General features: G+C 52.3%; 26 protein-coding genes and 1 pseudogene. 23 read left to right on the top strand and 4 right to left on the bottom strand.

The window, feature by feature from the left end; all coding sequences use genetic code 11:
• Positions 1–94: 94 nt before the first annotated feature.
• Positions 95–959: pseudogene (locus HZU72_RS21405) on the bottom strand (FAD binding domain-containing protein); the annotation flags it as partial.
• Between the two features lie 237 nt (positions 960–1,196).
• Here HZU72_RS21405 and HZU72_RS21400 point away from each other — a divergent pair.
• Together HZU72_RS21400 and hrpB are read left to right on the top strand one after the other, a co-directional pair.
• Complete coding sequence (locus tag HZU72_RS21400; RefSeq protein WP_180095741.1) at positions 1,197–1,883, top strand: TetR family transcriptional regulator C-terminal domain-containing protein; 687 nt, start codon at positions 1,197–1,199, stop codon at positions 1,881–1,883.
• 7 nt (positions 1,884–1,890) lie between these two features.
• Positions 1,891–4,329: an ATP-dependent helicase HrpB gene (gene hrpB / locus HZU72_RS21395; RefSeq protein WP_180095740.1), complete on the top strand. Its 2,439-nt coding sequence runs from the start codon at positions 1,891–1,893 to the stop codon at positions 4,327–4,329.
• A gap of 27 nt (positions 4,330–4,356) precedes the next feature.
• Here hrpB and HZU72_RS21390 read toward each other — a convergent pair whose 3' ends face one another.
• Positions 4,357–4,569: a hypothetical protein gene (locus tag HZU72_RS21390; RefSeq protein WP_180095738.1), complete on the bottom strand. Its 213-nt coding sequence runs from the start codon at positions 4,567–4,569 to the stop codon at positions 4,357–4,359.
• 167 nt (positions 4,570–4,736) lie between these two features.
• Here HZU72_RS21390 and HZU72_RS21385 point away from each other — a divergent pair, with 167 nt between their 5' ends.
• From HZU72_RS21385 to HZU72_RS21365, 5 genes are all read left to right on the top strand, one after another.
• Complete coding sequence (locus tag HZU72_RS21385) at positions 4,737–4,910, top strand: DUF2970 domain-containing protein (protein WP_180095736.1); 174 nt, start codon at positions 4,737–4,739, stop codon at positions 4,908–4,910.
• Between the two features lie 127 nt (positions 4,911–5,037).
• Positions 5,038–6,150: a cytochrome c oxidase subunit II gene (gene coxB / locus HZU72_RS21380; RefSeq protein WP_180095734.1), complete on the top strand. Its 1,113-nt coding sequence runs from the start codon at positions 5,038–5,040 to the stop codon at positions 6,148–6,150.
• A gap of 45 nt (positions 6,151–6,195) precedes the next feature.
• Positions 6,196–7,830, top strand: a complete 1,635-nt coding sequence (ctaD, locus tag HZU72_RS21375; protein WP_180095732.1) for a cytochrome c oxidase subunit I — start codon at positions 6,196–6,198, stop codon at positions 7,828–7,830.
• A gap of 41 nt (positions 7,831–7,871) precedes the next feature.
• Positions 7,872–8,519 carry a cytochrome c oxidase assembly protein gene (locus HZU72_RS21370; protein ID WP_180095730.1) on the top strand — a complete coding sequence of 216 codons (648 nt, stop codon included), beginning with the start codon at positions 7,872–7,874 and terminating at the stop codon, positions 8,517–8,519.
• On the top strand, positions 8,516–9,376 hold the full coding sequence (locus HZU72_RS21365) for a cytochrome c oxidase subunit 3 (RefSeq protein ID WP_180095728.1): 861 nt from the start codon (positions 8,516–8,518) through the stop codon (positions 9,374–9,376). Before HZU72_RS21370 ends, HZU72_RS21365 begins: the two co-directional genes overlap by 4 nt.
• Positions 9,377–9,381: 5 nt before the next feature.
• On the opposite strand, the gene HZU72_RS21360 is transcribed toward HZU72_RS21365, so the two are convergent.
• Positions 9,382–9,573, bottom strand: a complete 192-nt coding sequence (locus tag HZU72_RS21360; protein WP_180095727.1) for a DUF2909 family protein — start codon at positions 9,571–9,573, stop codon at positions 9,382–9,384.
• On the opposite strand from HZU72_RS21360, the gene HZU72_RS21355 reads away from it, so the two are divergent.
• From HZU72_RS21355 to HZU72_RS21295, 13 genes are all read left to right on the top strand, one after another.
• A complete protein-coding gene (locus HZU72_RS21355; RefSeq protein ID WP_180095725.1) occupies positions 9,572–10,291 on the top strand; it encodes an SURF1 family protein in 720 nt (239 codons plus the stop codon). The genes HZU72_RS21360 and HZU72_RS21355 overlap by 2 nt on opposite strands.
• Before the next feature lie 5 nt (positions 10,292–10,296).
• Positions 10,297–10,806 carry a redox-active disulfide-containing membrane protein gene (locus tag HZU72_RS21350; protein ID WP_180095723.1) on the top strand — a complete coding sequence of 170 codons (510 nt, stop codon included), beginning with the start codon at positions 10,297–10,299 and terminating at the stop codon, positions 10,804–10,806.
• A gap of 32 nt (positions 10,807–10,838) precedes the next feature.
• Positions 10,839–11,891: a COX15/CtaA family protein gene (locus tag HZU72_RS21345; protein ID WP_180095721.1), complete on the top strand. Its 1,053-nt coding sequence runs from the start codon at positions 10,839–10,841 to the stop codon at positions 11,889–11,891.
• 14 nt (positions 11,892–11,905) lie between these two features.
• Positions 11,906–12,823 (top strand): heme o synthase, encoded by a 918-nt coding sequence (gene cyoE / locus HZU72_RS21340; RefSeq protein ID WP_180095719.1) that lies wholly within the window; start codon positions 11,906–11,908, stop codon positions 12,821–12,823.
• A gap of 123 nt (positions 12,824–12,946) precedes the next feature.
• Positions 12,947–13,414, top strand: a complete 468-nt coding sequence (locus HZU72_RS21335) for a DUF2489 domain-containing protein (protein WP_180095717.1) — start codon at positions 12,947–12,949, stop codon at positions 13,412–13,414.
• Between the two features lie 334 nt (positions 13,415–13,748).
• Positions 13,749–14,618: an OmpA family protein gene (locus HZU72_RS21330; protein WP_180095715.1), complete on the top strand. Its 870-nt coding sequence runs from the start codon at positions 13,749–13,751 to the stop codon at positions 14,616–14,618.
• Between the two features lie 221 nt (positions 14,619–14,839).
• Positions 14,840–16,762 carry a threonine--tRNA ligase gene (thrS, locus tag HZU72_RS21325; protein WP_180095713.1) on the top strand — a complete coding sequence of 641 codons (1,923 nt, stop codon included), beginning with the start codon at positions 14,840–14,842 and terminating at the stop codon, positions 16,760–16,762.
• Between the two features lie 60 nt (positions 16,763–16,822).
• Positions 16,823–17,314 carry a translation initiation factor IF-3 gene (gene infC / locus HZU72_RS21320; RefSeq protein ID WP_007114346.1) on the top strand — a complete coding sequence of 164 codons (492 nt, stop codon included), beginning with the start codon at positions 16,823–16,825 and terminating at the stop codon, positions 17,312–17,314.
• An 82-nt stretch (positions 17,315–17,396) separates the two neighbouring features.
• Complete coding sequence (gene rpmI / locus HZU72_RS21315) at positions 17,397–17,591, top strand: 50S ribosomal protein L35 (protein ID WP_007114345.1); 195 nt, start codon at positions 17,397–17,399, stop codon at positions 17,589–17,591.
• A 63-nt stretch (positions 17,592–17,654) separates the two neighbouring features.
• Positions 17,655–18,008: a 50S ribosomal protein L20 gene (gene rplT, locus HZU72_RS21310; protein WP_007114344.1), complete on the top strand. Its 354-nt coding sequence runs from the start codon at positions 17,655–17,657 to the stop codon at positions 18,006–18,008.
• A gap of 159 nt (positions 18,009–18,167) precedes the next feature.
• The gene (gene pheS, locus HZU72_RS21305) at positions 18,168–19,187 is read left to right on the top strand and encodes a phenylalanine--tRNA ligase subunit alpha (protein WP_180095711.1); all 1,020 of its coding nucleotides are present in this window, start codon (positions 18,168–18,170) and stop codon (positions 19,185–19,187) included.
• A 26-nt stretch (positions 19,188–19,213) separates the two neighbouring features.
• Positions 19,214–21,595: a phenylalanine--tRNA ligase subunit beta gene (pheT, locus tag HZU72_RS21300; RefSeq protein ID WP_180095710.1), complete on the top strand. Its 2,382-nt coding sequence runs from the start codon at positions 19,214–19,216 to the stop codon at positions 21,593–21,595.
• 128 nt (positions 21,596–21,723) lie between these two features.
• Positions 21,724–22,023, top strand: coding sequence for an integration host factor subunit alpha (locus HZU72_RS21295; protein ID WP_022523301.1), 300 nt, complete (start codon positions 21,724–21,726; stop codon positions 22,021–22,023).
• Positions 22,024–22,192: 169 nt separating this feature from the next.
• Here the strand turns inward: HZU72_RS21295 and HZU72_RS21290 are convergent, their stop codons facing one another.
• Entirely contained in the window at positions 22,193–22,405 is a 213-nt protein-coding gene (locus tag HZU72_RS21290; RefSeq protein WP_022523302.1) for a DUF2788 domain-containing protein, read from the bottom strand.
• 142 nt (positions 22,406–22,547) lie between these two features.
• On the opposite strand from HZU72_RS21290, the gene HZU72_RS21285 reads away from it, so the two are divergent.
• From HZU72_RS21285 to tig, 3 genes are all read left to right on the top strand, one after another.
• Positions 22,548–23,012: a flavodoxin gene (locus HZU72_RS21285; RefSeq protein ID WP_180095708.1), complete on the top strand. Its 465-nt coding sequence runs from the start codon at positions 22,548–22,550 to the stop codon at positions 23,010–23,012.
• 3 nt (positions 23,013–23,015) lie between these two features.
• The gene (locus tag HZU72_RS21280; RefSeq protein WP_180095706.1) at positions 23,016–23,393 is read left to right on the top strand and encodes a hypothetical protein; all 378 of its coding nucleotides are present in this window, start codon (positions 23,016–23,018) and stop codon (positions 23,391–23,393) included.
• Between the two features lie 259 nt (positions 23,394–23,652).
• The gene (tig, locus tag HZU72_RS21275; RefSeq protein ID WP_022523305.1) at positions 23,653–25,005 is read left to right on the top strand and encodes a trigger factor; all 1,353 of its coding nucleotides are present in this window, start codon (positions 23,653–23,655) and stop codon (positions 25,003–25,005) included.
• Positions 25,006–25,014: the final 9 nt, after the last annotated feature.

Below are 25,014 nucleotides of genomic sequence, written 5' to 3'. Positions count from 1 at the left end.
CTCACCACTCACCACTCACCACTCACCACTCTTAATGGTAAGTCGTAGATTTTGAGTAGAAAAACCTTGGAGTGCCCCCAGTTTAGTAGACACTCAAGTTAAGTAGCACGGGTGGCGTATCACCAATGGGAGAGGCATTGGCGATATTGCCACCCAGGGTTCCCCGATTACGAATTTGCTGGGAGCCAAGCCGATGCAGCAGATGAGCAAACGCAGGAAAGTGCTTTTCAAACAGCGGTTCGAGCTGGGTATAGGTAACCCCAGCGCCTATCCACCAGCCGGTTTGATGTCCATGAGTGGCCTCTTCAACTGTTTGTAGCTCGGCAACCCGAGAAACATCAATCAACTGATTTGAGCGGCGCCAAGCGCTGAGTAATCTCCAGCCAAAGTCTGTAGTCTGAACTTCGCTTTCTGACGCTGGCAGCGTAGCGTCATACCACTGAGGGCGCTCGTAGGGCGTATCATTCATACGCAGCGCCGCATCTCGAATAGCGCGATAGCCGGTGCAGCGGCATAAATTACCGCCCAGGGCAGCTTCCAGGCGTTCAGGTAACAGTTCTTGTAATAGCGGAGCAGGGCGTTGAGTAAGATCGCTATGTAAGGTGAAAAGCGACATAACGATGCCTAGCGTACAAAAACCACACTGACTGCCATGGCATTCGATCATCGCTTCCTGAGCTGGGTGCAGGTGACCTTTTTCCGACAACCCAACCGTTACCAAGTGCCTGCCCTATAGCTGGAGAGCAGGCGTAATACAGGCGTTAGCGCTGGTAAACTTTTGGATCCCAGCCGTTGACTCGCCAATCGCCACGGTGCAGGCGCCACAGTCATCCGGAAGCGCAGCCCTCTTTGGTGCCCGTTAGGGACAAATGCTCGCGCAGTAGAGTTAAAATGCTGGTGTCGGGTGAAGCGTTACACCGCGGACGGGTGCCATTGAGCAGGAACGCAATTGTTGCCATGCCGAACTCCACTGTGTTTGTATAGACCGGGCTTGTGATGACCGATCGGTCAATACAGGTTGAGCTTGGGAAAAACGCCCTACCTTGCAAGTATTTGATCACTGCACAGGTGTGGGGCAAACTGGTGTGAAATGCTAACTTTTGGGGCAGTCTAGTCTATCCACTCACCCAGCTAAGCATTCGTCTGAAACTAACATTCAAGCTAAGAATCACTCACGCTATTGGGGAATACTGTTAATGACCGCCGTCACTGCCACTTATGAAAGCCCTAGCCGGGAAAGAATAGAAGCAAGTATTCTGGTGGCCGCTGAGGAGGTGTTCTCGCAGCACGGCTACCGCGGGGCGAGCTTGCAAATGATCGCTGATCGAGCCGGTCTCCCCAAAGCCAATATTCTGTACTACATGGGCAGTAAGCAAGCGCTTTATGTGCGACTGCTTAACCGCATGATGCGCCGCTGGAACGAAGTGCTTGAAGACATTACTCCTGATAGTGATCCCGCGACGGTACTCAGTGACTTTATCCGCACCAAAATGGTGCTTGGTCAGCGCTATCCCGAAGGCTCAAAACTTTTTGCGGCGGAAATTTTAGCCGGTGCTCCCTTCTTAGGTGATTATCTGGGGGGGGAGTTGCGCGATTGGGTGGCTTCTCGTGCCGCAATCATTCACCAATGGTCAGCTCAGGGAAAAATGGATGCTGTCGATCCGCGCTGGCTGATTTTCCTGATTTGGTCTTCCACCCAGCACTACACTGAATATAGTGCCCAGGTCAGCGGTATTCTAGGCCGCGATGCGTTAACTGAGGATGATCTTGAATCCATCTCCACCTTTCTTGAGCACGTTATTCTAAAAGGGTGCGGCGTTACTGCACCCGCGCCCAATTCTGCACCTAAAAGCAGTGCAGACGCTCACAGTGTGGAAAAGTAACCTTCACATGAGCGCTTTGCCTATTGAGCAGTATCTTGATCCGCTCAAAAGCATCCTTGCTACCCATAATCGGCTGATGTTGATTGCCCAGCCCGGGGCGGGTAAAACCACCCGCGTGCCGCTCTGTTTACTTGAAGAAGAGTGGGTCAAAGGGCAAAAACTACTGTTACTTGAGCCTCGTCGTGTAGCGGCGCGTTTGGCGGCTAGCTTTATGGCCCAGGAATTGGGTGAAGACGTTGGCCAAACGGTGGGGTATCGGATGCGCGGAGATAGCTGTGTGAGCGCGCAAACCCGCCTGGAAGTAGTGACCCAAGGCGTACTCACTCGCATGTTACAAGATGACCCGCTGTTAGAAGGCGTTGCCGGGATCATTTTTGATGAGTTCCATGAACGCAGTTTAGAAGCCGATGTGGGATTGGCGCTTACGCTGGATGTGCAGACCAGTATTCGCGATGATTTGCGCCTACTGGTGATGTCGGCAACATTGGATGTCGAAGCGCTCAAGCGGGTGTTGGGCGAGCAGGTACCTGTTATTGAGTGCCATGGGCGCCAGTATCCTGTGGCGACGGCTTATCGTCCTTCCCTGAGTGGTGAGGAGAGCCTTCGCCATGCACTTCGGGTGGTTGAGGAAGCGCTATGCCTGCCTGGTACTCAAGGCATACTGGTAATCTTGCCGGGTGTCGCCGAAATTAATCGCTTGGTTCAGGCGCTGGAAAAAACGCTGCCCCATCTAGCGATTCGGCCGCTGCACGGCAGAATGAGTATTGCTGAACAGCAGGCAGCCTTGGCGGCGAATACATCAAAACAGCGAATTATCGTCTCCTCCGCTATCACCGAATCGAGCATTACCGTGGATGGTGTGAACGTGGTGATTGACGGTGGCCTGGAGCGGGTGCCACTTTTTCAGCCGCGTACCGGGCTAACCCGTTTAACGACTCGGCGGATCAATCGCGCCAGTGCCGATCAGCGTCGGGGGCGTGCAGGACGTCAGCGGGAAGGTAGTTGTTATCGGCTCTGGGCCCAGGAGCAGCCGTTGGCGCCTTATGGTGAGCCTGAAATTCAGCAAGCGGATCTCTCATCGCTAGTGCTCGAATTGGCGTGCTGGGGCGTCGCATCACCCCAAGCACTAAGTTGGGTAACATCGCCGCCGGAGGGTGCCTGGCGCAGTGGCCAATCGCTGCTCGAGCAATTAGGCGTGTTAAATCACGAGCACAAGCTTACCCCTCTAGGTAGCCGCTGTGCCAAGTGGCCAGTTGAACCGAGAATTGCCGTGATGCTAGAGCGGGCTTCAGACTTCCATGCTATGTCTCTAGCCTGTGGGGTAGCGGCGCTCCTTGAAGAGCGCGACAGCAACGTGCGATCCCTGCACGATGCGTTAGCACTGCGACTGCGTCAGCCTAAACGCTTCCCCAGTTGGCAGCGCGAAGCACTTAGGCTGGCTAAACGAGCAGGAGTGGCTCTTAAGGACGCCGTGCTAGTTCCGCTTGGGCCACTCTTAGCGCTGGCGTACCCTGAGCGCCTTGGCCAGTCAATTGAGCCGGGTAAGTTTCGGCTTGCCAATGGAAAAACCGCTACGCTGCCGTTAAACGATACGTTGGCGCATCAAGCCTACGTTGTTGCTGTCGCATTAAATAGTGCGGCTGGCGAACAGGCGCGGATCATCTCAGGCGAACCGTTATCACTTGAGTCGCTGCTTTTGCTATATCCTGGCATTCGCCAATGGCAGCCACGAGTGGCGTGGTCGCAAGAACAGGGCCGTTTAATCGGTGAAGAAGTGCAAGCACACGGCAGCCTCGTCGTTGCCAAACGACCTTTAGCACACTTACCCGAGGAAGCGGTGAAAGAGGCGCTATTGAATGCACTACGTCAGCGGCCCGAGCAGTTATTTAGCGATAATTTACAGCAGTTGCGTGGGCGAATGGCGCTACTTCGCGATTACCAGAGGGACGAGTGGCCCGATTGGACAGAGCCAGCGCTATTAGCCTCATTAGAGAGCTGGCTAGCCCCTTATCTAATCGGTATTAAACGATTGAGTCAAATTGAGAAATTGCCGCTAGAGCGCTATTTGCTCAATTCACTGACCTGGGAAGCACAAAGTGAATTTGCGCAGTTAACTCCTTTAGCGCTTGAGGTTCCTAGCGGCAAGCAGGTTGGCTTAGACTACCTGCCGTGCCTTTCCCAACGACCGCCTGTGTTAGCGTTGAAACTGCAAGAGGCCTTTGGCTGGCGAGTAACGCCCACCGTTGTCGATGGTGCCGTTGCCGTAATGATTCATCTACTTTCTCCCGCGCGTCGGCCGTTGCAAGTCACCCAGGACTTAGCTAGCTTTTGGCAGAAGGGTTATCCAGAAGTACGCAAAGAGATGCGCGGCCGCTATCCAAAGCATCCCTGGCCTGAAGACCCACTGACAGCACTCGCCACCGCGCATACCAAGCGAAAGGCGTGACAGCTTTCGCTGCCTCGACTTCGATAATTACTCGCTGCGCTTTTCCGGGATTTCATCGGGAATGCGATAGCGCACGCCATCAACGCGTTCTTCCTCATAGCGTTGATTCTCTTCTTCAGGCACTACGCCGATGACGGTTTCCTGAGACCCATCCGGCCAAGTGTAAGTCGTACAGCCTGCCAGCAGCAGCGGAATAATCAAAAACAGTGTGATGGGTAAGGCGAGGTGGCGCTTGAGCATAAGGCACTCCATTGGGTGGCGCTGATCCTGAGAATTGGCTGAGTATCTCACATTGAGAAACTATAGGCGGTCATTTACGTGGCTGTAAATGCTTATATAGGCCTATCATAATAGTGGCTAACCCTTCAGCCTTAGATTGATACGAGAGCCAAAAAACCGGAGGTGGTATGTGGTCTGTAGTCAAGTCAGTGTTAGCAGCCCTACTAGGCGTTCAAAGTAATCAAAAGCGGGAAGAGGACTTTAGTAGTGGCAGGCCCGCAGCCTACCTCGTTACGGGGATGGTGATTACGCTACTGTTCGTTTTGATGCTTATTTTTTTGGCCATGTTTGCGGCCCGCTGAAAAGCGTTGATAGCGTTAAATAAGCAAAGCGTGACGAATCTCACATATTTTCTATACTGCTAATATCTAATTTCATCCTACCCTAATCTAACGATAAGAAATAACAACAATAAAACTGGAGGTCTCTATGCGTTCACGGTGGTGGCTAATGGCTGTATCCCTTGCTGCAAGTGGATCGCAGGCTCAAACGAACGGTTGGAACATGCCTGTCGGCGTTACCGATGTGAGTAGCGATATTTACGGCCTGCACATGACCATATTTTGGATATGTGTCGTGATTGGATTGGTGGTGTTTGGGGCAATGTTCTACTCCCTGTTTCGCTATCGCCATTCCAAAGGTGCAAAGGCCGCCCACTTTCATGAGCACACTAGTGTGGAAGTGTTATGGACAGCTATCCCTATCTTGATCCTGGTAGGTATGGCGGTGCCCGCCACCGCAACTTTAAAAAACATGTATGACTCATCCGACGCCGAGTTGGATGTAATGATTACCGGCCAGCAGTGGCGTTGGCGCTATGAATACCTGGGTGAAGATGTGGCATTCACCTCCAATATGAGTACGCCGAGAACGCAAATCAGCGGAGAAGAAACTCGCGGAGAGCACTACCTATTAGAGGTTGATGAGCCGCTGGTGCTGCCGATAAATCGTAAAGTGCGCTTTCTAATGACCTCAGATGACGTTATTCACTCTTGGTGGGTGCCGGATTTAGCGGTTAAGCAGGATACGATTCCCGGCTTTATCAATGAGAATTGGGTGAAGATCAACGAGCCGGGTATTTACCGCGGGCAGTGCGCTGAGCTGTGCGGTATCGACCACGGCTTTATGCCTGTGGTGGTGCGCGCTGTGGAGGAGGAGGAGTTTGATAGCTGGCTGGCTGAGCGTAAAGAGGCTGCTGAGCAGGAAGCCATGGGGGTTGACCGTGAATGGGCAATGGATGAGCTAGTTGAGCGCGGCGAATCGGTGTATCAATCGATCTGCTCCTCTTGTCATCAGGCCGAAGGCCAAGGTTCTCCACCCGCCTTTCCCGCGTTGGCAAATAACGAACAGCTCATCAATGATGTGGATTGGCATTTAGATAAGGTGGTCAACGGTGTATCGGGTGCCGCTATGCCTGCTTTCCGCAGCACCTTAAACCCTGTTGAGATAGCGGCTGTGGTCACCTATACACGTAACGCCTGGGGTAATGATACGGGTGATGTCGTGCAGCCCTCTGCAGTAGCTGAGTTAATTGCCCAGTGATGTTGGTTTGCCACTCAATCAGACAACAATATTTCGGAGAGACACATGGCGCCCAAACTACCTCCTCAGCCACCGCTGCAACATAACACTACGGCCGTCGCCGATGGGCAGTCCCATGGTCATGCTGCGCCGCCGAAAGGCATCTTGCGCTGGCTACTGACCACCAATCATAAAGAGATCGGCTCTCTTTATCTGATTTTTTCGCTGACGATGTTTTTCATCGGGGGGATATTCGCCCTCGTGGTCAGGGCCGAGCTTTTTCAACCCGGCTTGCAGTTGGTCGAGCCTGAGTTTTTCAACCAGATGACCACCATGCACGGCTTGATCATGGTGTTCGCTGCGGTAATGCCTGCTTTCACCGGGTTAGCCAACTGGATGATACCGTTGCAGATTGGCGCGCCAGATATGGCGTTGCCCCGGTTGAATAACTTCAGTTTTTGGCTTCTTCCTGTTTCATTCACACTGCTACTTTCAACACTACTAATGCCCGGCGGCGGCCCTAATTTTGGTTGGACGTTTTATGCACCACTGTCGACAAATTTTGCTCCACCTTCGACAACTTTCTTTATTCTTGCGCTACATATTGCCGGTATTAGTTCCATTCTCGGTGCCATCAACATCATCGCGACCATTTTAAATATGCGTGCGCCGGGTATGCGTTTAATGGATATGCCGCTATTCGTATGGACATGGCTGATTACCGCTTTCCTATTAATTGCGGTAATGCCGGTGCTAGCGGGTGTCATCACGATGATGTTGATGGATATCAACTTTGGCACCAGCTTCTTTGACGCGGCAGGCGGTGGGGATCCGGTTTTGTTCCAGCATCTATTCTGGTTCTTTGGGCATCCCGAAGTATACATCATGATTCTGCCCGCTTTTGGTATTGTCTCCGCGATCATCCCCACCTTCGCGCGTAAGCCTTTGTTTGGTTACGCTTCCATGGTGTACGCCACTGCGGCCATTGCACTGCTGTCATTTTTAGTCTGGGCTCACCATATGTTTATAGTGGGTCTACCTTTGGTGGCAGAGTTGTTCTTTATGTATTCCACCATGCTGATCGCCGTGCCAACCGGCGTGAAGGTATTTAACTGGGTAACCACACTGTTTCGCGGCTCGATTAGTTTTGAATCGCCGATGCTGTTTGCTTTAGCCTTCGTGGTGCTGTTTACCATTGGTGGTTTTTCAGGACTTATGCTGGCGATCGCACCGGCGGATTTTCAGTATCACGACACCTACTTTGTCGTTGCTCACTTTCACTATGTGCTAGTCCCTGGGGCAATCTTTGCGATTATGGCAGGGGTCTATTACTGGCTGCCTAAATGGACCGGGCATTACCCCAATGAGAAGCTGGCCCAGTGGCACTTCTGGTTCTCGATTATTGGTGTCAATCTAACCTTCTTCCCCATGCACTTCGCAGGCTTGGCGGGAATGCCGCGGCGGATTCCTGACTACGCCCTTCAGTTTGCAGACTTTAATTTACTCTCAAGCATCGGTGCCTTCTTCTTTGGCGCATCTCAACTGCTATTTGTATTGGGCGTCATACTGTGTGTGCGCGGTGGCAAAAAAGCGCCAGCAAAAGCCTGGGAAGGGGCCGAGGATTTAGAATGGACGGTGCCTAGTCCGGCACCACTACATACGTTTGAAACGCCGCCAGTGTTTCATCGTACGTCCCACTAGCAATGACATAAAGCACATGGGTCACTGGCCTAAGAGGTGTTATGGATAGCCAAGAGCAGGCAAGGGTAGGTGTGCGCCGCACGGTTATTAGAACAATCGCCGCATTGATAGGCATGTTTGGCTTTGCCTTTGCACTAGTGCCGCTTTATGACGTTTTTTGTAGCATTACTGGTATTAACGGCAAGGTGGACGCCACTGCGAAGAGCGTCGTGCACGAAGAAGTCGATGAGTCACGCTATATAAATGTGCAATTTATCACGCGTGGTAGCCCGGGCCTGCCGTGGCAAATGAGCGTTGAAATGCGCCAAATGAGTGTGCACCCCGGACAAATGGCGGAAGTCGATTTTACTTTTACCAATAATAGTCATAGCGAGAGTTGGGGAAGAGCAGTACCCAGTGTGTCACCCTCCAATGCCACGCTTCATCTACGTAAAATCAGCTGCTTCTGTTTTCAGGAGCAACAGTTGCAGGCCAATGAGCGACTGACGATCCCGCTCGTTTTCCAGTTGGCGAGAGATCTTCCTGATGACATTAATACCATTACACTGGTGTATACCTTGTATCCGGTAGAACGCGAAATTCAAAGCATCACTTTAAATAACGCGCTTAATAGCAGTTCCAATAAAGACTCTCAGAACGATTCCAAGAACAGTTCCAAGAACAATAAAGCGGCGGGAGAAGCGATATGAGCAGTGGTAGCTATTATGTTCCGGCGAGTAGCCGATGGCCTGTTCTCGGCTCGGTTGCCCTAGGCGCCATGATGGTCGGCACGGGCATTAAACTCGTTTACGACACCGGGTTACCACTGGTGTTAATCGGTGTGGCGGGCATTCTTGCGGTGATGGGGCTCTGGTTCCGTGATGTCATTAGTGAGTCTCGTGGAGGGCTTTATGATGATCAGATGGATCGCTCGTTTCGTTGGGGTATGGGTTGGTTTATTTTTTCGGAAGTAATGTTTTTTGCCGCCTTTTTTGGCGCGCTGTTTTACGTACGCATGTTTGCTATTCCATGGTTAGGAGGAGAGGGGGCAAAAGGTGTTTCCGCATTACTATGGCCTGACTTTGTCGCCACGTGGCCGTTGTTGAATCCACCGGATTCATCCATTGCGGGCCCTGAACAAGTCTTTAGCCCGTGGCAACTGCCTCTCGTCAATACGCTGATTTTGATAACTTCCAGCATCACGCTCACCGTTGCTCACGAAGCTTTAAAAGTGGGTGACCGGAAGACTTGCCGCAACTGGCTAACGGGAACTGTGCTATTGGGTTGCTGCTTTATCATGATCCAGGGTGTCGAATATTACGAGGCCTACGCTCATTATGGCATTACCTTGGAAGCCGGAATTTTCGGGGCAACATTCTTTATTTTAACCGGCTTTCATGGTGTGCACGTGATTATCGGCACGCTGATTTTAGCCGCCATGCTGGTACGCATTATCAAGGGCCACTTTGGCGACGAAAACCATTTTGGTTTTGAAGCCTCTTGCTGGTACTGGCACTTTGTTGATGTGGTGTGGGTTGGGCTGTTTATTTTTGTCTACGTCTTATAGCCACATTAGCCTAACTGGCCCGACCAATAGCCGAAAATAATAAGGGCCATGAGCAGACAGGCTAATCCAATTCTCCATTTGAGAGAGAGTAATAGGCGGCGGGAAGAGACGTTATCTCGAATCAGGAAAACGGCGCCCATGGCCAAGCTGATAACCATCGCAATAAACACGGCGGCAATGAGTAGTTGTAACCACATGATGAATCCCTCTCGGCAATGGCGTTTTTATAGTTGGTGTCTGTTTTGGAGTTTGCTGGTGGCGTTGGGTATTAGTTTAGGACTATGGCAGTGGGGGCGGGCAGATGACAAGCGGTTAGCCATCGCCGTTCGCGATGCAGCCCCTACCTTAGTGCAACCTACCGAGCAGCCAGCTCAAGGCGCCCAGGTAACGTTGCGTGGGCAGTATTTGGCGGAGCAAACGCTCTATTTGGATAATCGCATTGTAGACGGAAGAGTGGGGGTGGCCGTGCTAACCCCGCTGCGCGATAGTTTCGGGCAGCTTTGGCTGATACAGCGTGGCTTTTTAGCCACTGGGCCGCGTCGTGAAACGCCGCAGACAACCACTCCCAGCGGTACGGTCGAAGTGATTGGCGAGTGGCAGGAGGTTCAGTCCGGCGGGCCGCTATATGGAGAAAATAGAGAAGGGGTAAGGCTGCAGCAGCTTAGCCTTGAGCCCTGGCACGCTTCACTAGGCGTGTTTAGCTACCCAGGCTGGTTGCACGCCAGCGAAGGCGATGGGGTTTTAATCCCATGGTGGGAAGCCAATGTGATGCCACCCAGCCGGCATATGGGCTATGCCTTTCAGTGGTGGGGGCTGGCACTGGCGGCCTTAATGGTTATGTTTATTGGCGGATATAAATTGCGTCGCGATGGCGCTGATAAAAAAGTGTTAGTTAATAAAAATAAACAGAGGTGAAGAGTATGCAGGACGCCAGACATATTCGCCGTCAGCGGCTCAAGTTAATCCTTATTTTTGTCGTATTTGCGGCACCCATGGTTGCTGCTTGGGGAATGGTCGAGTTACGTATCGGTATTCCAGATCGCCATACTGCCCACGGAAATGTGGAGCTGGAATTGCCCATGCTTGACGAGTGGCCTTTAACAACAGCTGCGGTCAATAGCCAAGAGGAGTGGGTGTTGGCCTTTGACTGCGCTCAGCAGTGTGAGCAGCGTAAGGATGAGTTTTGGCGTTTACACCGTGCTTTAGGGCGCGAAGCGCCGAGATTAATCCGCCTGCGGATTGGTGGGGATCCCGAATCGCTTCCAGGAGAAATGACCAGCGAATGGCAACGCTTGCCCCCGTGGCGTCAAGCCAACTCGGTTTGGCTGCTTGATCCAATGGGGCGACCAGCACTGGCCTTTGAGGCCAACGTAGCCACTGAGGATGTGCTCGAGGATATCCAGCATCTACTTAAAGTGAATCCTCAATAAAGCGCGCTAGCCTCTGCTGTTAAGGAAACGCCATGCACGATTCATTTGAGCGCCGCTTGCGCTGGTTAGTGCGATTAACACTGGTAGGTACTCTGTTTACTGCCGTAGTGATGCTGGTAGGTGCCTGGACGCGCTTAGTCGATGCTGGTTTAGGCTGTCCTGACTGGCCAGGTTGCTACGGCAAGCTATTAGTTCCTGATAGTGATCTCGCCACGCTTCGCCATCCCGATGTCCCGTTGGAGCCCTTTAAAGCGTGGGTAGAAATGGTGCATCGCTATATCGCGACGCTGCTGGGATTGGTAGTCGTTAGCGTTGTAGCCTTGGGTTGGTCGTTGCGCCATCGCCGCGATTACCCGTGGCACCTAAGCTTGTTGCTGCTGGTGGTTATTTTGCTCCAGGGCGCTTTTGGTGCCTTCACCGTTACGCTCAAGTTATGGCCTCAAGTCGTTACCCTTCACCTACTGGGCGGGTTGAGTGTACTGCTGCTGTTCTTTTGGCTACATCTTCGCTTACGCCTCGTCGTTGCGCCAAAGACCACAAGTGAGCCTCGGCGAGTGAATGCGTGGTGGGGTATTGCGGCATGTTTGCTGGTAGTGCAATTGGCTTTAGGTGGGTGGGTGTCCAGCAATTATGCCGGTATTGCCTGCCAAGGTTTTCCTACTTGTAATGGCCAGTGGATGCCCGCAATGGATATCAGCGAAGGCTTTCATCTCACCCAAACCGTGGGGCCCAATTACCTACATGGGCATTTGCATGCCGATGCACGTACCGCGATTCAAGTGGTTCATCGCCTAGGGGCATTGTTGCTTGGTGTCGGGCTAATAGTGCTCTGGTGGCGTTATCGACAGTGGCAGAGTGTGGTAAGGCCGCTAGCGATTGTCGTCGGTTTGTATGCGCTGCAGGCGGCTTTGGGGGTGGCCAATGTGGTGCTTTGGTTGCCGCTTTGGCTGGCGATACTGCACACAGCGGGCGCGATTGCGTTGGCCGTCGGACTCGTTTGGGCCTGGTGGCGTTGGCGCTACCATGAAGCTGGCGTTTACTCAACGACGACTCATTCACCTTATAGCAACGTTATTGCTCAATAAAAGGGAAGCATGCCATGCGAAATATAACAATGACGCTACCCACGGCAGTGCCTTCTATGGTGTGGGGCTGGAAAGAGCTACTTGGCCTGTGCAAGATTAAAGTTGTTGCCGTTATGTTGGTATGTGCTGCCGTAGGGATGGCATTAGCAACTCCGGGCCTACCACCATTGACGAACGTAATTCTTGGATTAGCCGGTATCGGCTTGGCCTCTTGCGGTGCGGCGGCTTTTAACCATGTCATCGACCGCCACTTGGACGCGGTAATGACACGAACGTCTCGTCGTCCTGTGGCAAGTAAACGTCTACCCGTAGCCATCGCGCTGGGATGGGCATGCTTGCTTTCTGTCGCGGGTGTTGCGCTATTGGCGTGGCAGGTTAACCATTTAACCGCATTGCTAACCTTTGCCTCTCTGATTGGTTATGCGCTGATTTATACCGCCTTTTTAAAGCGGGCTACGCCACAAAATATCGTTATTGGCGGCGTTGCTGGCGCTGCGCCGCCGCTGCTGGGGTGGGTCGCCATTACTGGGCAAATTACGCCCGAACCTTTGCTTTTAATGTTGATTATCTTTGCCTGGACGCCGCCCCATTTTTGGGCGCTGGCCATTCACAAGTGCGATGATTATGCCCGGGCTGGTATCCCCATGCTGCCCGTTACCCACGGCATTCCTTTTACGCGTCTGCAAATTTGGCTGTATGGGTGGTTAACGGTGTTAGCTACCTTACTGCCGGTGATGATAGGCATGAGCGGCGCGCTCTACCTAGTGGTCGTGCTGTGCCTGAATGCACGCTTCATGGTGTGGAATTGGCGAGTGTGGCGTGGGCAGGATCCTGTTGCTCCTATTGGCGCATTCTGGTTCTCAATTCGCTATTTATTAGGTGTTTTTGGGGCGCTATTACTTGATCACTACGCTGCTGCGCTTGCTTGGTGATCCGAAGACGAGTTGGACTGCTATGCAGCAAGAGGAGAAGCAAGCCTAGATGCTATTGGCAGAATAGTGGTATAAGGGTGTACAATTTTCGTCAAGCAATTTATCCGCTTAATGAGGAGTTTCATGAGCTCAACGGTAGCGCTGGTAATACTCGCCGTGGCGATTGCAGTCATTGTAGGGCTGTGTTTCTACGCATGGTCGTTACGCAAAGAGGTAAGTCGTCGAGAAGCTTATCGTCGTGATGAAGACGCTCGTGCTCAACAAAATAGCTTAGAAAACCTCGATTATGTAGTAAGCGCGCTGGTTCAGGAGCAGGTCGATATTACCGAAGGAGCATGGCGGTGCAAGGTGTTACTGGAGATCATTGATCCTAGCTTAACGGAACGAGCTGAATTTAAGGCATTTGCCGAGCACTACAGCCGCACTCAACACCTGAATACCCATACCGCCCGTCAACAGTTGTCGCCCCGAGAGCGTATGCAGGAAGACAAAGAGCGGCTGATGGTAGAAAATGAGATGCGCGATGCCGTATTGGAAGCAGCTCGGGCAGTGCTGAAATGGCGTGCCCAAGGCAGCAAAGCGCTGCATTAATGACAGGTTTTGAGCGGTTTAAACCGCCCAAAAGCATAGCAAACTATTTTTTAGTGCCCATTGCGGCAATTTTGCTATGCTGAAGGATGTCGGTATTGGCAAGAAGTTGATATCTTGGCATTGTTGCCTTTTTACGCTTAAGCGTTAATGATAGGCACAACGTTTTGTAGCCACTGGGCATTGAGCGTTTAGTACGTCAGTATTTAGTACTGAGAGCTCGATGAAAAACTGGTGATACAGGACAGGCGAAAAATGGATGCTCTCGCAATAAGAAGCATTGGATAGATTTGGTCACTAAAGGCCATTTCAGCATTGGATCAAGAAGGAGTCTTGCATGAAAAAATCAACGACTGGCTTGCTAATCGGTTCTGCACTGGTAGTTGGCCTATCTGGCTGTGCCAGCTCGGCCTCACAGTCTTCTGGCCAAGCAAGCGCTAGTAGCGACCGCAGCTGGTACCAGCACCCTGCGGTATGTGGTCTGGCAGGCGGTGTTATCGGTGGCAGCATTGGCTACGCCACCAGCAGTAGTTCTGATGAAGAGAGCGGTGCTGCTACTGGTGCCGCAGCTGGTGCTGCTATCGGCGGTCTGCTATGTGCTGATCGTACGCCTGAGCCGGTTGCACCTCAGTGCCCGAGCTACGGCGAAGTGCCTGCTGGTGTCGCAGTTGACGCCGAGGGTTGCCCGCTAGATTCTGACGGTGACGGCGTGCCGGACTACCGCGATCAGTGCCCAGGCACTCCCGCTGGCGTTGAAGTTAATGCCAACGGTTGTCCGCTTGACTCCGATAACGACGGTGTGCCCGATTACCGTGATCAGTGCCCGAACACTCCTGCTGGTGTAGAAGTGAACGCCCTGGGTTGCCCGGATAGCGTAGTTCTGCAAGACGTTAACTTCGAGTTTGATTCCGCTCAGCTAACCTCAAACGCTCAGAGTGTACTTAACGGTGTTGCTGAGCGTTTGGTCAGCAACCCTGATGTTCGCGTAAGCATCGAAGGCCACACTGATTCACGCGGTTCTGACGAGTACAACAAAAACTTGTCACAAGAGCGTGCTCAATCTGTTGCTAACTACTTGGCGAGCCGTGGCGTAGAAGCTAACCGTATGCGTGCAGTAGGTTACGGTGAAGAGCAGCCGGTCGCGTCTAACGAGACTGAAGAAGGTCGCTTCCAGAACCGTCGCGTTGAACTGGATGAGTGGAACTAAGTTCACTTATCTTCTGAGGTTTGCGGTTTGACTATAAAGTGCTAACGGCAATCCACAGGTAAAGAAACGGGAGGCTTTATGCCTCCCGTTTTTATTTTAAGCCGTCGGCAAGTCTGCTAGTCTTGCTGCTGTTTTTATTGGTACATTTACACCTCTCCCAAGACCATTGATAGCGATATGTGATCCTTGGTATGGATCACCACTGCGCTCAAGGAATCTGAATGCCTATTGTTACTCTGCCTGATGGCAGTCAAAAGACGTTTGAAGCACCGCTAACCATTATGCAGCTGGCAGAATCCATTGGCCCTGGTTTGGCTAAGGCCTGCATCGCTGGAAAGATCGATGGTGTGCTGGTAGATGCCGCTGATCTGATTGAGCAAGACGCAACAGTGGCAATAATTACTGCTCGTGACGCTGAAGGGCTGGAAATTATTCGCCACTCCTGCGCTCACCTCATTGGTCATGCGGTTAAGCAGATGTACCCCGAGGCCAAAATGGCCATCGGGCCAGTTATTGAAGATGGTTTCTACTACGATATTGAGTTTGGTCAATCCGTCACTCCAGAAGACCTGGAAGCCATCGAAGCGCGTATGCAGGCACTGATAGAGCGTGAGTACGATGTGGTACGCGAGTATGTTGATCGTGACCAGGCAATGCTGACTTTTTTACACCGCGATGAACCTTATAAGCAGGAAATTGTTCGCGATATTCCCGATGACGCGACCATCCGGCTTTATCATCACGAAGAATACACCGATATGTGCCGCGGGCCCCACGTACCGAATACCCGCCACTTAAAAGCCTTTAAGCTGACCAAGTTGGCCGGTGCTTATTGGCGCGGTGACGCTGCAAATACTATGTTGACGCGTATCTACGGCACCGCATGGGGTGATAAAAAACAGCTTAAGGCTTACGTCAAACGTCTTGAAGAGGCGGAGAAGCGCGATCATCGTAAGTTGGCGCGTCGGCTGGATCTCTTCCACATGCAGGAAGAGGCGCCGGGGATGATATTTTGGCACCCAAACGGTTGGGCGCTATGGCAGCAGATCGAACAATATATGCGAGGCGTCTACAAAGAGGGTGGTTATCAAGAAATACGCTGTCCTCAGATTATGGACGTATCGCTTTGGAAGAAATCAGGGCACTGGGATAACTACGCGGACGGCATGTTCTTTACTGAATCCGAAAAGCGTGAGTATGCCCTTAAGCCGATGAACTGCCCTGGACATGTTCAAGTGTTTAATTCTGGTTTGCGTAGCTACCGTGAATTGCCCGTTCGTTTTGGTGAGTTTGGTGGATGCCACCGTAACGAGCCTTCAGGTGCTTTGCACGGCATTATGCGTGTGCGGGCATTTACGCAAGATGATGGCCATGTTTTTTGTACTGAAGCTCAAGTTGAGCCTGAAGTGACTGATTTCCATCGCCAAGCGCTAAAGGTGTATAGTGATTTCGGCTTTGAAGATATAGCTATTAAAATTGCTCTTCGCCCGGAAAAACGCATTGGAAGTGATGAGGTTTGGGATCGGGCAGAAGATGCGCTGCGTAGCGCATTGAAAACCTGTGGCGTTGAATGGCAGGAACTTCCTGGTGAAGGCGCGTTCTACGGCCCCAAGATTGAATATCATATGAAAGACTGTCTGGGGCGTGAGTGGCAGGTCGGCACTATGCAAGTCGATTTTATGATGCCAGAGCGGCTTGGGGCTCAGTATGTGACTGAAGAAGGTCAGCGCAAGTCGCCGGTAATGCTGCATCGTGCTATTGTAGGCTCCATGGAGCGCTTCATTGGCATCTTGATTGAACATTATGCGGGCGCTATGCCATTATGGCTTGCGCCTCAGCAGGCGGTTGTTATGACAATTACTGATTCTCAGCGTGAATATGCGCTCGAATTGGAGAAACGTCTGCAAAAAAGTGGCTTGCGTGTTAAAGCGGACTTGAGGAACGAGAAGATCGGCTTTAAAATCCGTGAGCATACATTACAGAAAGTTCCCTATCTCCTTGTGGTGGGAGATAAGGAAGTCGAAGCTGACTCAGTGGCCGTGCGAACACGCAGCGGCGAAAACCTCGGTACAATGACGGTCGATGAATTTATTGAACGCCATACTGCCGAGAGAGCAGCCCTGGCGACATCGTCAATTGCCTAAGGAGACGGAACGATCAAGAGAAGCAACCAGCGCGGGCGTCCAGCAGACAAACGCCCACCAATGAACGAGCGAATTGTCGAAGAAGAAGTACGCCTTATTGGTAGCGACGGTGAGCAGTTGGGTGTAGTGCCCACCACCGAAGCGCTTGAGCGTGCTGAATCTGAAAGCCTAGATCTCGTGCAAATTTCGAATGCCGATCCCATCGTCTGTAAGATTATGGATTACGGCAAATTCGTTTTTGAGACCAAAAAGCAGAAAGCGGCTCAAAAGAAGAAGCAGAAGCAAATCCAGGTTAAGGAAGTCAAGTTCCGTCCTGGCACCGATGAAGGCGATTATCAGGTCAAGCTTAAAAACCTGACGCGCTTTTTGGAAGGTGGTGACAAGGGCAAAGTCACACTGCGCTTTCGTGGTCGTGAAATGGCGCACCAGGACATCGGACGTAAACTGATGGAAAGGATCGCGGCAGACCTGGAAGAGATCGGAGCGGTAGAGGCTTTCCCGAAAATGGAAGGCCGCCAGATGATCATGATTATTGCCCCGAAAAAGAAGTGATCCAACGGCGTTTTAAACGGACCACCGTTAATATGGTGGTTGGCCCTGGGTTTTCTAAAAAATATCGAGCGGAGTTTTCCTCATGCCGAAAATCAAAAGCAACAGCGGCGCTGCTAAGCGCTTCAAGAAGACTGCTAATGGCTTTAAGCACAAGCAGTCTCACCGTAGCCACATCTTGACCAAGAAGACGACCAAGCGTAAGCGTCAACTGCGTGGAATGAAGCAAATTCACGCGTCTGACAAAGCGCTCATCCAGCGTATGCTGCCGAATCTATAAGTCGGGTTTTCGTTTTTCTGGGTGCACAATTTTTTGCCCCAGCCTTAAAGTCAGGAGTGTGTTATGACTCGAGTTAAACGTGGCGTAGTAGCGCGTCGTCGCCATAAAAAAGTATTGAAGCTTGCTAAAGGTTACTACGGTGCCCGTTCACGCGTTTTCCGCGTTGCCAAGCAAGCCGTTATCAAAGCTGGTCAGTACGCTTACCGTGACCGTCGCAACCGTAAGCGCCAGTTCCGTGCGCTATGGATCCAGCGTATTAACGCTGGTGCGCGTGTTAACGGTATGTCTTACAGCCGCTTTGTTGGCGGTCTTAAGAAAGCCGGTATCGAAATCGACCGTAAAGTATTGGCCGATTTGGCAGTACACGAGAAGGCTGCATTTGCTGCCATCGTGGAAAAAGCCAAGGCTGCCCAATAAGGTAGTTTGTGCTGGGCTTTTGCCCGTGCAACGTGCCTGAGGTCATTTAAGAGTGACCCATCCAGGGGAAGAGCAGCCGCTCTTCCCCTGTTTTTTTGTCACCTTCAACGTGCCACGCCATCTTCAGGGATGGACACCGCTTAATTCGGAGTGAAACGGATGGATCACCTTCCTACTCTGGTATCTGAGGCTCGCGACGCCATTCAGGCTGCGCAGAGTGTCGCCGCACTAGACGAGTTACGAGTACGCTACTTAGGTAAGAAAGGTGAGGTAACTGCCTTGCTGAAAGGTCTGGGAAAACTGTCAGCCGAAGAGCGCCCGGTAGCGGGTGAGCGTATTAATCAGGCCAAGCAAACCCTAGCCGACGAAATTGATGCCAAGCGCCAGCAGCTTGAAAGCGCTGCGCTGAATGCTCGTTTGGCCGCAGAGAGTATCGATGTCACTTTACCTGGGCGTGGCCAAGCCGAAGGCGGCCTGCACCCTGTGACACGTACGCTTGAGCGCATAGAGGGGCTGTTCACTCGTATTGGTTATGATGTGGCGGTAGGGCCTGAGATTGAGGATGACTATCACAATTTCGAAGCTCTCAATATTCCTGCCCACCATCCCGCTCGCGGTATGGCTGACACCTTCTATTTTGATGCCACGCGCCTGCTACGTACTCACACCTCGCCGGTGCAAGTGCGCACGATGAAAGGCAGTGAGCCTCCCATCCGTATTGTTTGCCCGGGGCGCGTGTATCGCAGCGACTCAGACCTGACCCACACACCCATGTTCCATCAAGTCGAGGGTCTGCTGGTCGATGAGGGCGTTAGCTTTGCCGACCTTAAAGGGACGATCGAAGACTTTCTGCAGGCATTTTTTGAGCGAGACGATCTTTCGGTGCGTTTCCGTCCTTCCTACTTTCCATTTACTGAACCCTCCGCCGAGGTGGATATTCAGTGTGTGATGTGTAGTGGGGCAGGCTGCCGTGTCTGTTCCCACAGCGGCTGGCTGGAAGTGATGGGATGCGGCATGGTGCATCCTGAAGTCTTTCGTCACTCGGGTATTGATACCGAGCGCTATACCGGTTTTGCCTTCGGAATGGGGGCTGAGCGTTTGGCAATGCTGCGCTACGGCGTGAATGATTTACGCCTGTTCTTTGAAAACGATCTGCGTTTTTTACGTCAATTCGCTTAAGACCGCCGCCGAATACAGGATCAACGATGAAATTTTCAGAACAGTGGCTGCGTGAGTGGGTCTCGCCGCAGCTTGAAACGCAGGCAATAGCCGACCAAATCACCATGGCGGGCTTGGAAGTTGACACTATTGAGTCGGTAGCTGCCGCATTCAGTGGTGTGGTGGTGGCTGAGGTGCTGAGTAAAGAGAAGCACCCTGACGCGGATAAGCTCAATGTGTGCACCGTTGATGACGGTAGTGGCGAGCCTGTGCAGGTTGTCTGCGGTGCGCCCAATGTTGATGTTGGTCAGAAAATCCCCTTTGCCCAGGTGGGTGGCGTGCTGCCAGGTGATTTTAAAATCAAAAAAGCCAAGCTACGCGGCGTTGAGTCGCGCGGGATGATTTGCTCTGCATCGGAGCTAGGGCTTGAAGAAGAGGCCTCACCCGGCATCCTGGTGCTGTCGTCATCTGCGACGGTGGGGGTCGATTTCAGAGAGTTCATGCATCTTAATGACATGACGTTTGAGGTCGATCTGACGCCCAACCGGGGAGACTGTCTGAGTATTAAGGGGATAGCACGAGAAGTCGGCGTGCTTAACCGTTTGCCGGTTAACGGGCCCGTAATCGCACCGGTGGTCGCGGAAGTTGAGGATAGCTTCGCGGTGAGCATAGAGGCACCAGAGCAGTGCCCGCGCTATATTGGCCGCGTAATCAAGGGCGTTAATGTTAAGGCTGAAACACCTCTGTGGATGGTAGAGCGTCTTCGCCGCAGTGGCGTGCGCTCGATTGACCCAGTGGTGGATATTACCAACTACGTCATGCTGGAATTGGGCCAGCCGATGCACGCCTTTGACCGCCACAACCTGCAAGAGGGCATAGTGGTTCGCATGGCCAAGCCGGGCGAATGGCTAACACTGCTTGATGGTAGCGATATGGCGCTGCGCCCCGAGACATTGATCATTGCCGACAGCTCAGGCCCGCTAGCCATGGCAGGTGTGATGGGTGGGGAAAACTCCGGCGTTAATGAAAATACCCAGACTATTTTCCTGGAATCAGCGTTCTTTACCCCGCTTGCCATTGCGGGCCAGGCGCGCTCCTACGGGCTGCACACTGATGCATCGCACCGTTTTGAGCGCGGCGTCGATCCACAATTGACGCCAGTTGCCGTTGAGCGTGCCACACAGCTTTTGATTGATATCTGCGGCGGCCAAGCAGGGCCTCTTGTTGAAGCGCAAAGTGCTGAGCATATGCCTGCTGAGCGCGCTATTTTCTTGCGCAGTGAGCGGTTAGAAAAAGCGCTTTCCAAGGCTCTCGATAGTGATGATGTGACCGATATCTTGCAACGCCTAGGGCTTGAAGTCAGCGTGCAGGATGCCGGATGGGCAGTCACTGCGCCAAGTTGGCGTTTTGATCTGGCCATCGAAGAGGATCTCATCGAAGAAGTAGCGCGTATCCATGGCTACAATAATTTGCCGGTGCGCCGGCCGGCGGCACGCTTGGCGCTCCGTTCAGCAGACGAGGCAACGCTTACCCTGGCAAGACTGCGCTGCCAGATGGTTGCCCGCGGTTTTCAAGAGGCGATTACCTACAGCTTTGTGGCTCCCGAGCTGCAAGCGACCATGCTGCCCGACGCCGTAAGCCCCGCGCTAGCTAACCCTATCTCGGCTGATTTGTCGGTGATGCGTGCTAGTTTGTTTCCCGGCTTGGTGCGCGCCATGGAGTATAATCTTAACCGGCAGCAAACCCGCGTACGGCTGTTTGAAACCGGGCTAGTCTTCAACGGCGAACTGGATGCGTTGTCACAAGTCCCGATGCTTGGTGCCTTGGTCTGTGGGGCGCGGGAAGCCGAGGGCTGGAGTGATGCGAAAGGGCGGGTGGATTTCTACGATCTAAAAGGCGATTTGGAGAGTGTTCTGGCCTTGGGCGGTGACGCTGACGCATGGCGCTTTGAACCTGCAGAGCACCCAGCTCTTCATCCTGGGCAGTGCGCGCAACTGCAGCACCGAGGAGAGCCAGCAGGCTGGATTGGCACCCTGCACCCACAGGTTCGCGCAACGCTAGGGTTAAAGATGGATGCCGTGCTGTTTGAAGTGCGCCTGGATGCGCTTAGCCAAGGCCGTATTCCTGCCTTTGAGCCGTTATCACGCTTTCCTGAGGTGCGCCGTGATTTGGCGTTTATACTCAAAGAGGCGACTCCTGTGCAGGCGCTGTTGGATTGCGCCAAGCAACAAGCAGGTGAGTATCTGCAAGATATCAAGCTATTTGACGTCTATTCAGGTAAAGGCGTGGCCGAAGAGCACAAGAGTATTGCTTTGGGCTTGACCTGGCAGCATCCATCGCGCACGCTAAACGACGAGGAAATCAATCAGTTGGTTGATTCAATTGTGACACAAGTGCGTGTCAAGTTAGATGCTGAGCTGCGCGGCTAATTAAGTAGCTATGTGAGTGCCTGGGCTACGCCACGATGCTTATCACGTTCTTGGCAATGCGTTTGCTACTGTACGTTTGGTACAGAGCGTTTGTTGCTGTGTTTGCTTCAAGGATAAGGAGAAGCCTTATGGGTGCGTTGACCAAAGCAGAGCTAGCCGAACATTTGCATGCAGAGCTAGCCCTGTCCAAACGAGAAGCGAAGGCTATGGTCGAAGCTTTTTTTGAAGAGATTAGAGCCTGCCTTCGTGAGAACGAACAGGTAAAGCTATCGGGTTTTGGTAACTTTGATCTGCGAGATAAACGCGAGCGGCCAGGGCGTAACCCCAAAACCGGTGAAGAAATTCCCATTTCTGCTCGAAGAGTCGTGACGTTTCGCCCAGGGCAGAAGCTTAAGCAGCAGGTCGAGCACTATGAAGGCGGTGAATAGTCTTTTGGTTTGAGAAATGCTGTTACTCACAGGTCAGTAGCTGCTCTCGTTTCATGCAAGACTCCCCTTCATAAAAAAGGAGTGCCTTCGGGCGCTCCTTTTCTCTTTTATGATGGGCGTTGTTGTGATGAGTGTAGTGATAAGCGCGCCTGTGGAATGATGGCTTTTGTTACCCCTGCATGCCGCCACCTTCGATTAGCCAGGTAATCACCACCTTAATGACGTAACCCAGCATGCCTGCGCCGAGCACCACAAACAGCATGATGGTGCCAAATTTGCCTGCGTTCGATTTTTTGGCCAAATCCCAGATAATAAAACACATAAATATGATCAGGCCGCTAATCATTAGCGGGGTGATCCAAGCCTCGAAGGTTTGCTGCATAGCCACTCCTGTGCGCTGCGTGTAAGTCACCCGTTTGGGCGATGTGTCTCATTCTAGCCAGCCATGTTAATATTTGAGCAAATTCATCAGGTATTTGTCGACTTGACGGTTGGCACTGTGACACTTTGACAGGGGAGTGACGATGCCGAAGCTAAATATTTTGGTGGGTACCATGTATGGCGGTGCCCTTGATGTGGCAGAGCAGGTGAAGCCCCTATTTGAACAGGCAGGTTACGCTGTGGAGATTGTTGAACAGCCATCTGTCGATGATATTGCCAACGGTGACGCCGATTTGGCGCTTTTTTGTGTATCGACCACTGGTAGTGGTGATTTTCCCGGCAGTTTTGTGCCCTTTGTCCGACAGTTGCGTGACCAAAGTCCCGCACTTACTACACTTCGCTATGGACTCATTGCACTCGGTGATAGCTCGTATGGTGATACATTTTGTGGTGCTGGCCGCGCGCTTGATGAATTGCTGGCGGATCATGGCGCGACGCGTTTAGGGGAGCGCCTAGAGATCGACGCCATGGAGACATTTATGGCCGACGATGCTGCTGTGCCCTGGGTGGAAGAGTGGATCGTTGCCCAGCAATTAGAGGTAGCTTGAGCGATGCAGCGAGCGCCCACCTCGCCTGAGCGCATCAGCGTTGCGCTGGGCTTATGTGTCGTTATGCTGGCAACTCTGCCTCGCTACATGGCGGGAGGGCATGAAACCCGCCAGACGCTGATTATCTTCGCCTTAGCACTGGTGGCTTTTGCGGCGATTGTTCAGTGGCGCTTACTGGCCGTGGAAGCGCGTCGCCGTCTGCCACAACTATGTAAACGGTTAGTCGTTATGCTGCTGCTGGGAATGGTGGTGATGGGTGGCTGGCATGCGCTGTTTACGGACTGGATCAGTTGGCAGGTGTTCATTTCTCATGGTGCTACGCTTGGGGTGCTTCTCCATGCGCTAAGCTTATGGTGGTCGGGTGAGCGTCATGCAAGTTAGCTTTTTTGCGGTAGTGATTGAAAAAGTCGCTGCAAGACGCACAAAGCAGTAGAATGGTAGAAATTACGCAGCGTGGGGCGAATAATGAAGCTAAACACGCCTTAAAGTGGTTAATTGCTCGCTTATTCCCTTGTTTTTAAAATCACTGCCCCCATGTTGCGAGCATGGCGCTTGCCACTATGCGTTGGGGTTCTTAAAATTGCCCCCTTGAACTTATTATATGCAATCAACACAACGCCCAGCCGTTAGAGGACAATTCATGCAAGTTTCTGTCGAGACGACCTCCCAGATCGAACGCCGCATTACCATTCAAGTGCCGGCGGCCGAAATTGACGGGGCCGTTAGCGCTCGCTTGAAAGACACTGCGAAGAACGTTCGCTTGAATGGTTTTCGCCAGGGCCGGGTGCCAATGGCAGTAGTTCAGCAGCGCTACGGCCAAGACGTACGTAACGAGGTTGTCAGCGAAGTAATGCGCGAGCGTTATGTGCGTGCTATTACCGAAGAGGGGCTGAACCCTGCTGGCTTCCCGCAAATTGAGCCATCGGTCAATGAGTCAGGTAAAGATCTAGAGTTCGTTGCGGTTATGGAGATCTACCCGCAGGTTGAGCTTAACTCTATCGAAGGTACAGAGATTGAGCGTCCGGTGGTTTCGGTTAGTGATGCGGATGTCGATGAGATGATCGATACGCTGCGTAAGCAAAATGCAGCCTGGGAAGAAGTGGACGCCGCTGCAGCTGACGGCGATCAAGTCACTATCGACTTCCAGGGTTATATTGGTGATGAGCCGTTTGAAGGCGGTAGCGCCGAAGGCCACACGCTAGTCATTGGTTCCAATAGCTTTATTCCTGGCTTTGAAGAGCAGTTAATTGGCGCTAAAGCGGGCGAAGAGAAGACCCTTAACGTCACCTTCCCTGAGGATTACCAGGCCGAGCATTTAGCCGGTAAAGAAGCCACCTTCAAGGTAACCGTACATAAAGTCAGCAGCCAGAAATTGCCCGAAGTAGACGCTGAGTTTATTGAGCGTTTTGGCGTTGAGGGCGGCGATCAGGAAAAATTCCGCGCTGAAATCAAGAAGAACATGACCCGTGAAGCGTCGCAAGCCGTTGATAACCGGGTTAAGCAGCAAGTGCTCGATGCGCTGAAAAAGGTTAACGAAATTCCTGTGCCTAGCGCACTCGTTCAGCAAGAGACTGACGGCATGAAGCGCCAAGCGGCGCAGCAGTTTGGTTTAGGCGAAGATTTTGATGTCAGCCAGTTGCCCAACGAACTATTTGAAGAGCAGGCCAAAGGCCGCGTTCAGGTTGGCTTGTTGCTGGCTGAAGTGATCAAAGCTAACGAACTCGATGCCGATGATGACGCTATCAAAGCAAAAGTAACCGAGCTTGCTGAGCAGTACCAAGATCCTGATGAAGTGGTTAGCTACTACATGGGTAACGAGCAGATGAAAACCCAAGTGAAATCTGCCATTCTCGAAGAGAAAGCGGTGGCTAAGCTGCTTGAGCAAACGAACATTAAAGACGTTGAAATGTCTTATCAGCAAGCCCTTGCCGCTGCGCAGCAGCAGGCAGAGCAAGATGAGGGTGCTGAAGAGGGCGAGCAAGCGAGCGCCTAACACCCTGGA

The organism is Vreelandella sedimenti, from assembly GCF_013416325.1.
GTDB lineage: Bacteria > Pseudomonadota > Gammaproteobacteria > Pseudomonadales > Halomonadaceae > Vreelandella > Vreelandella sedimenti.
The sequence above is the reverse complement of the archived record's forward strand: the minus strand, read 5'-3'. Positions and strand labels throughout refer to the sequence as shown.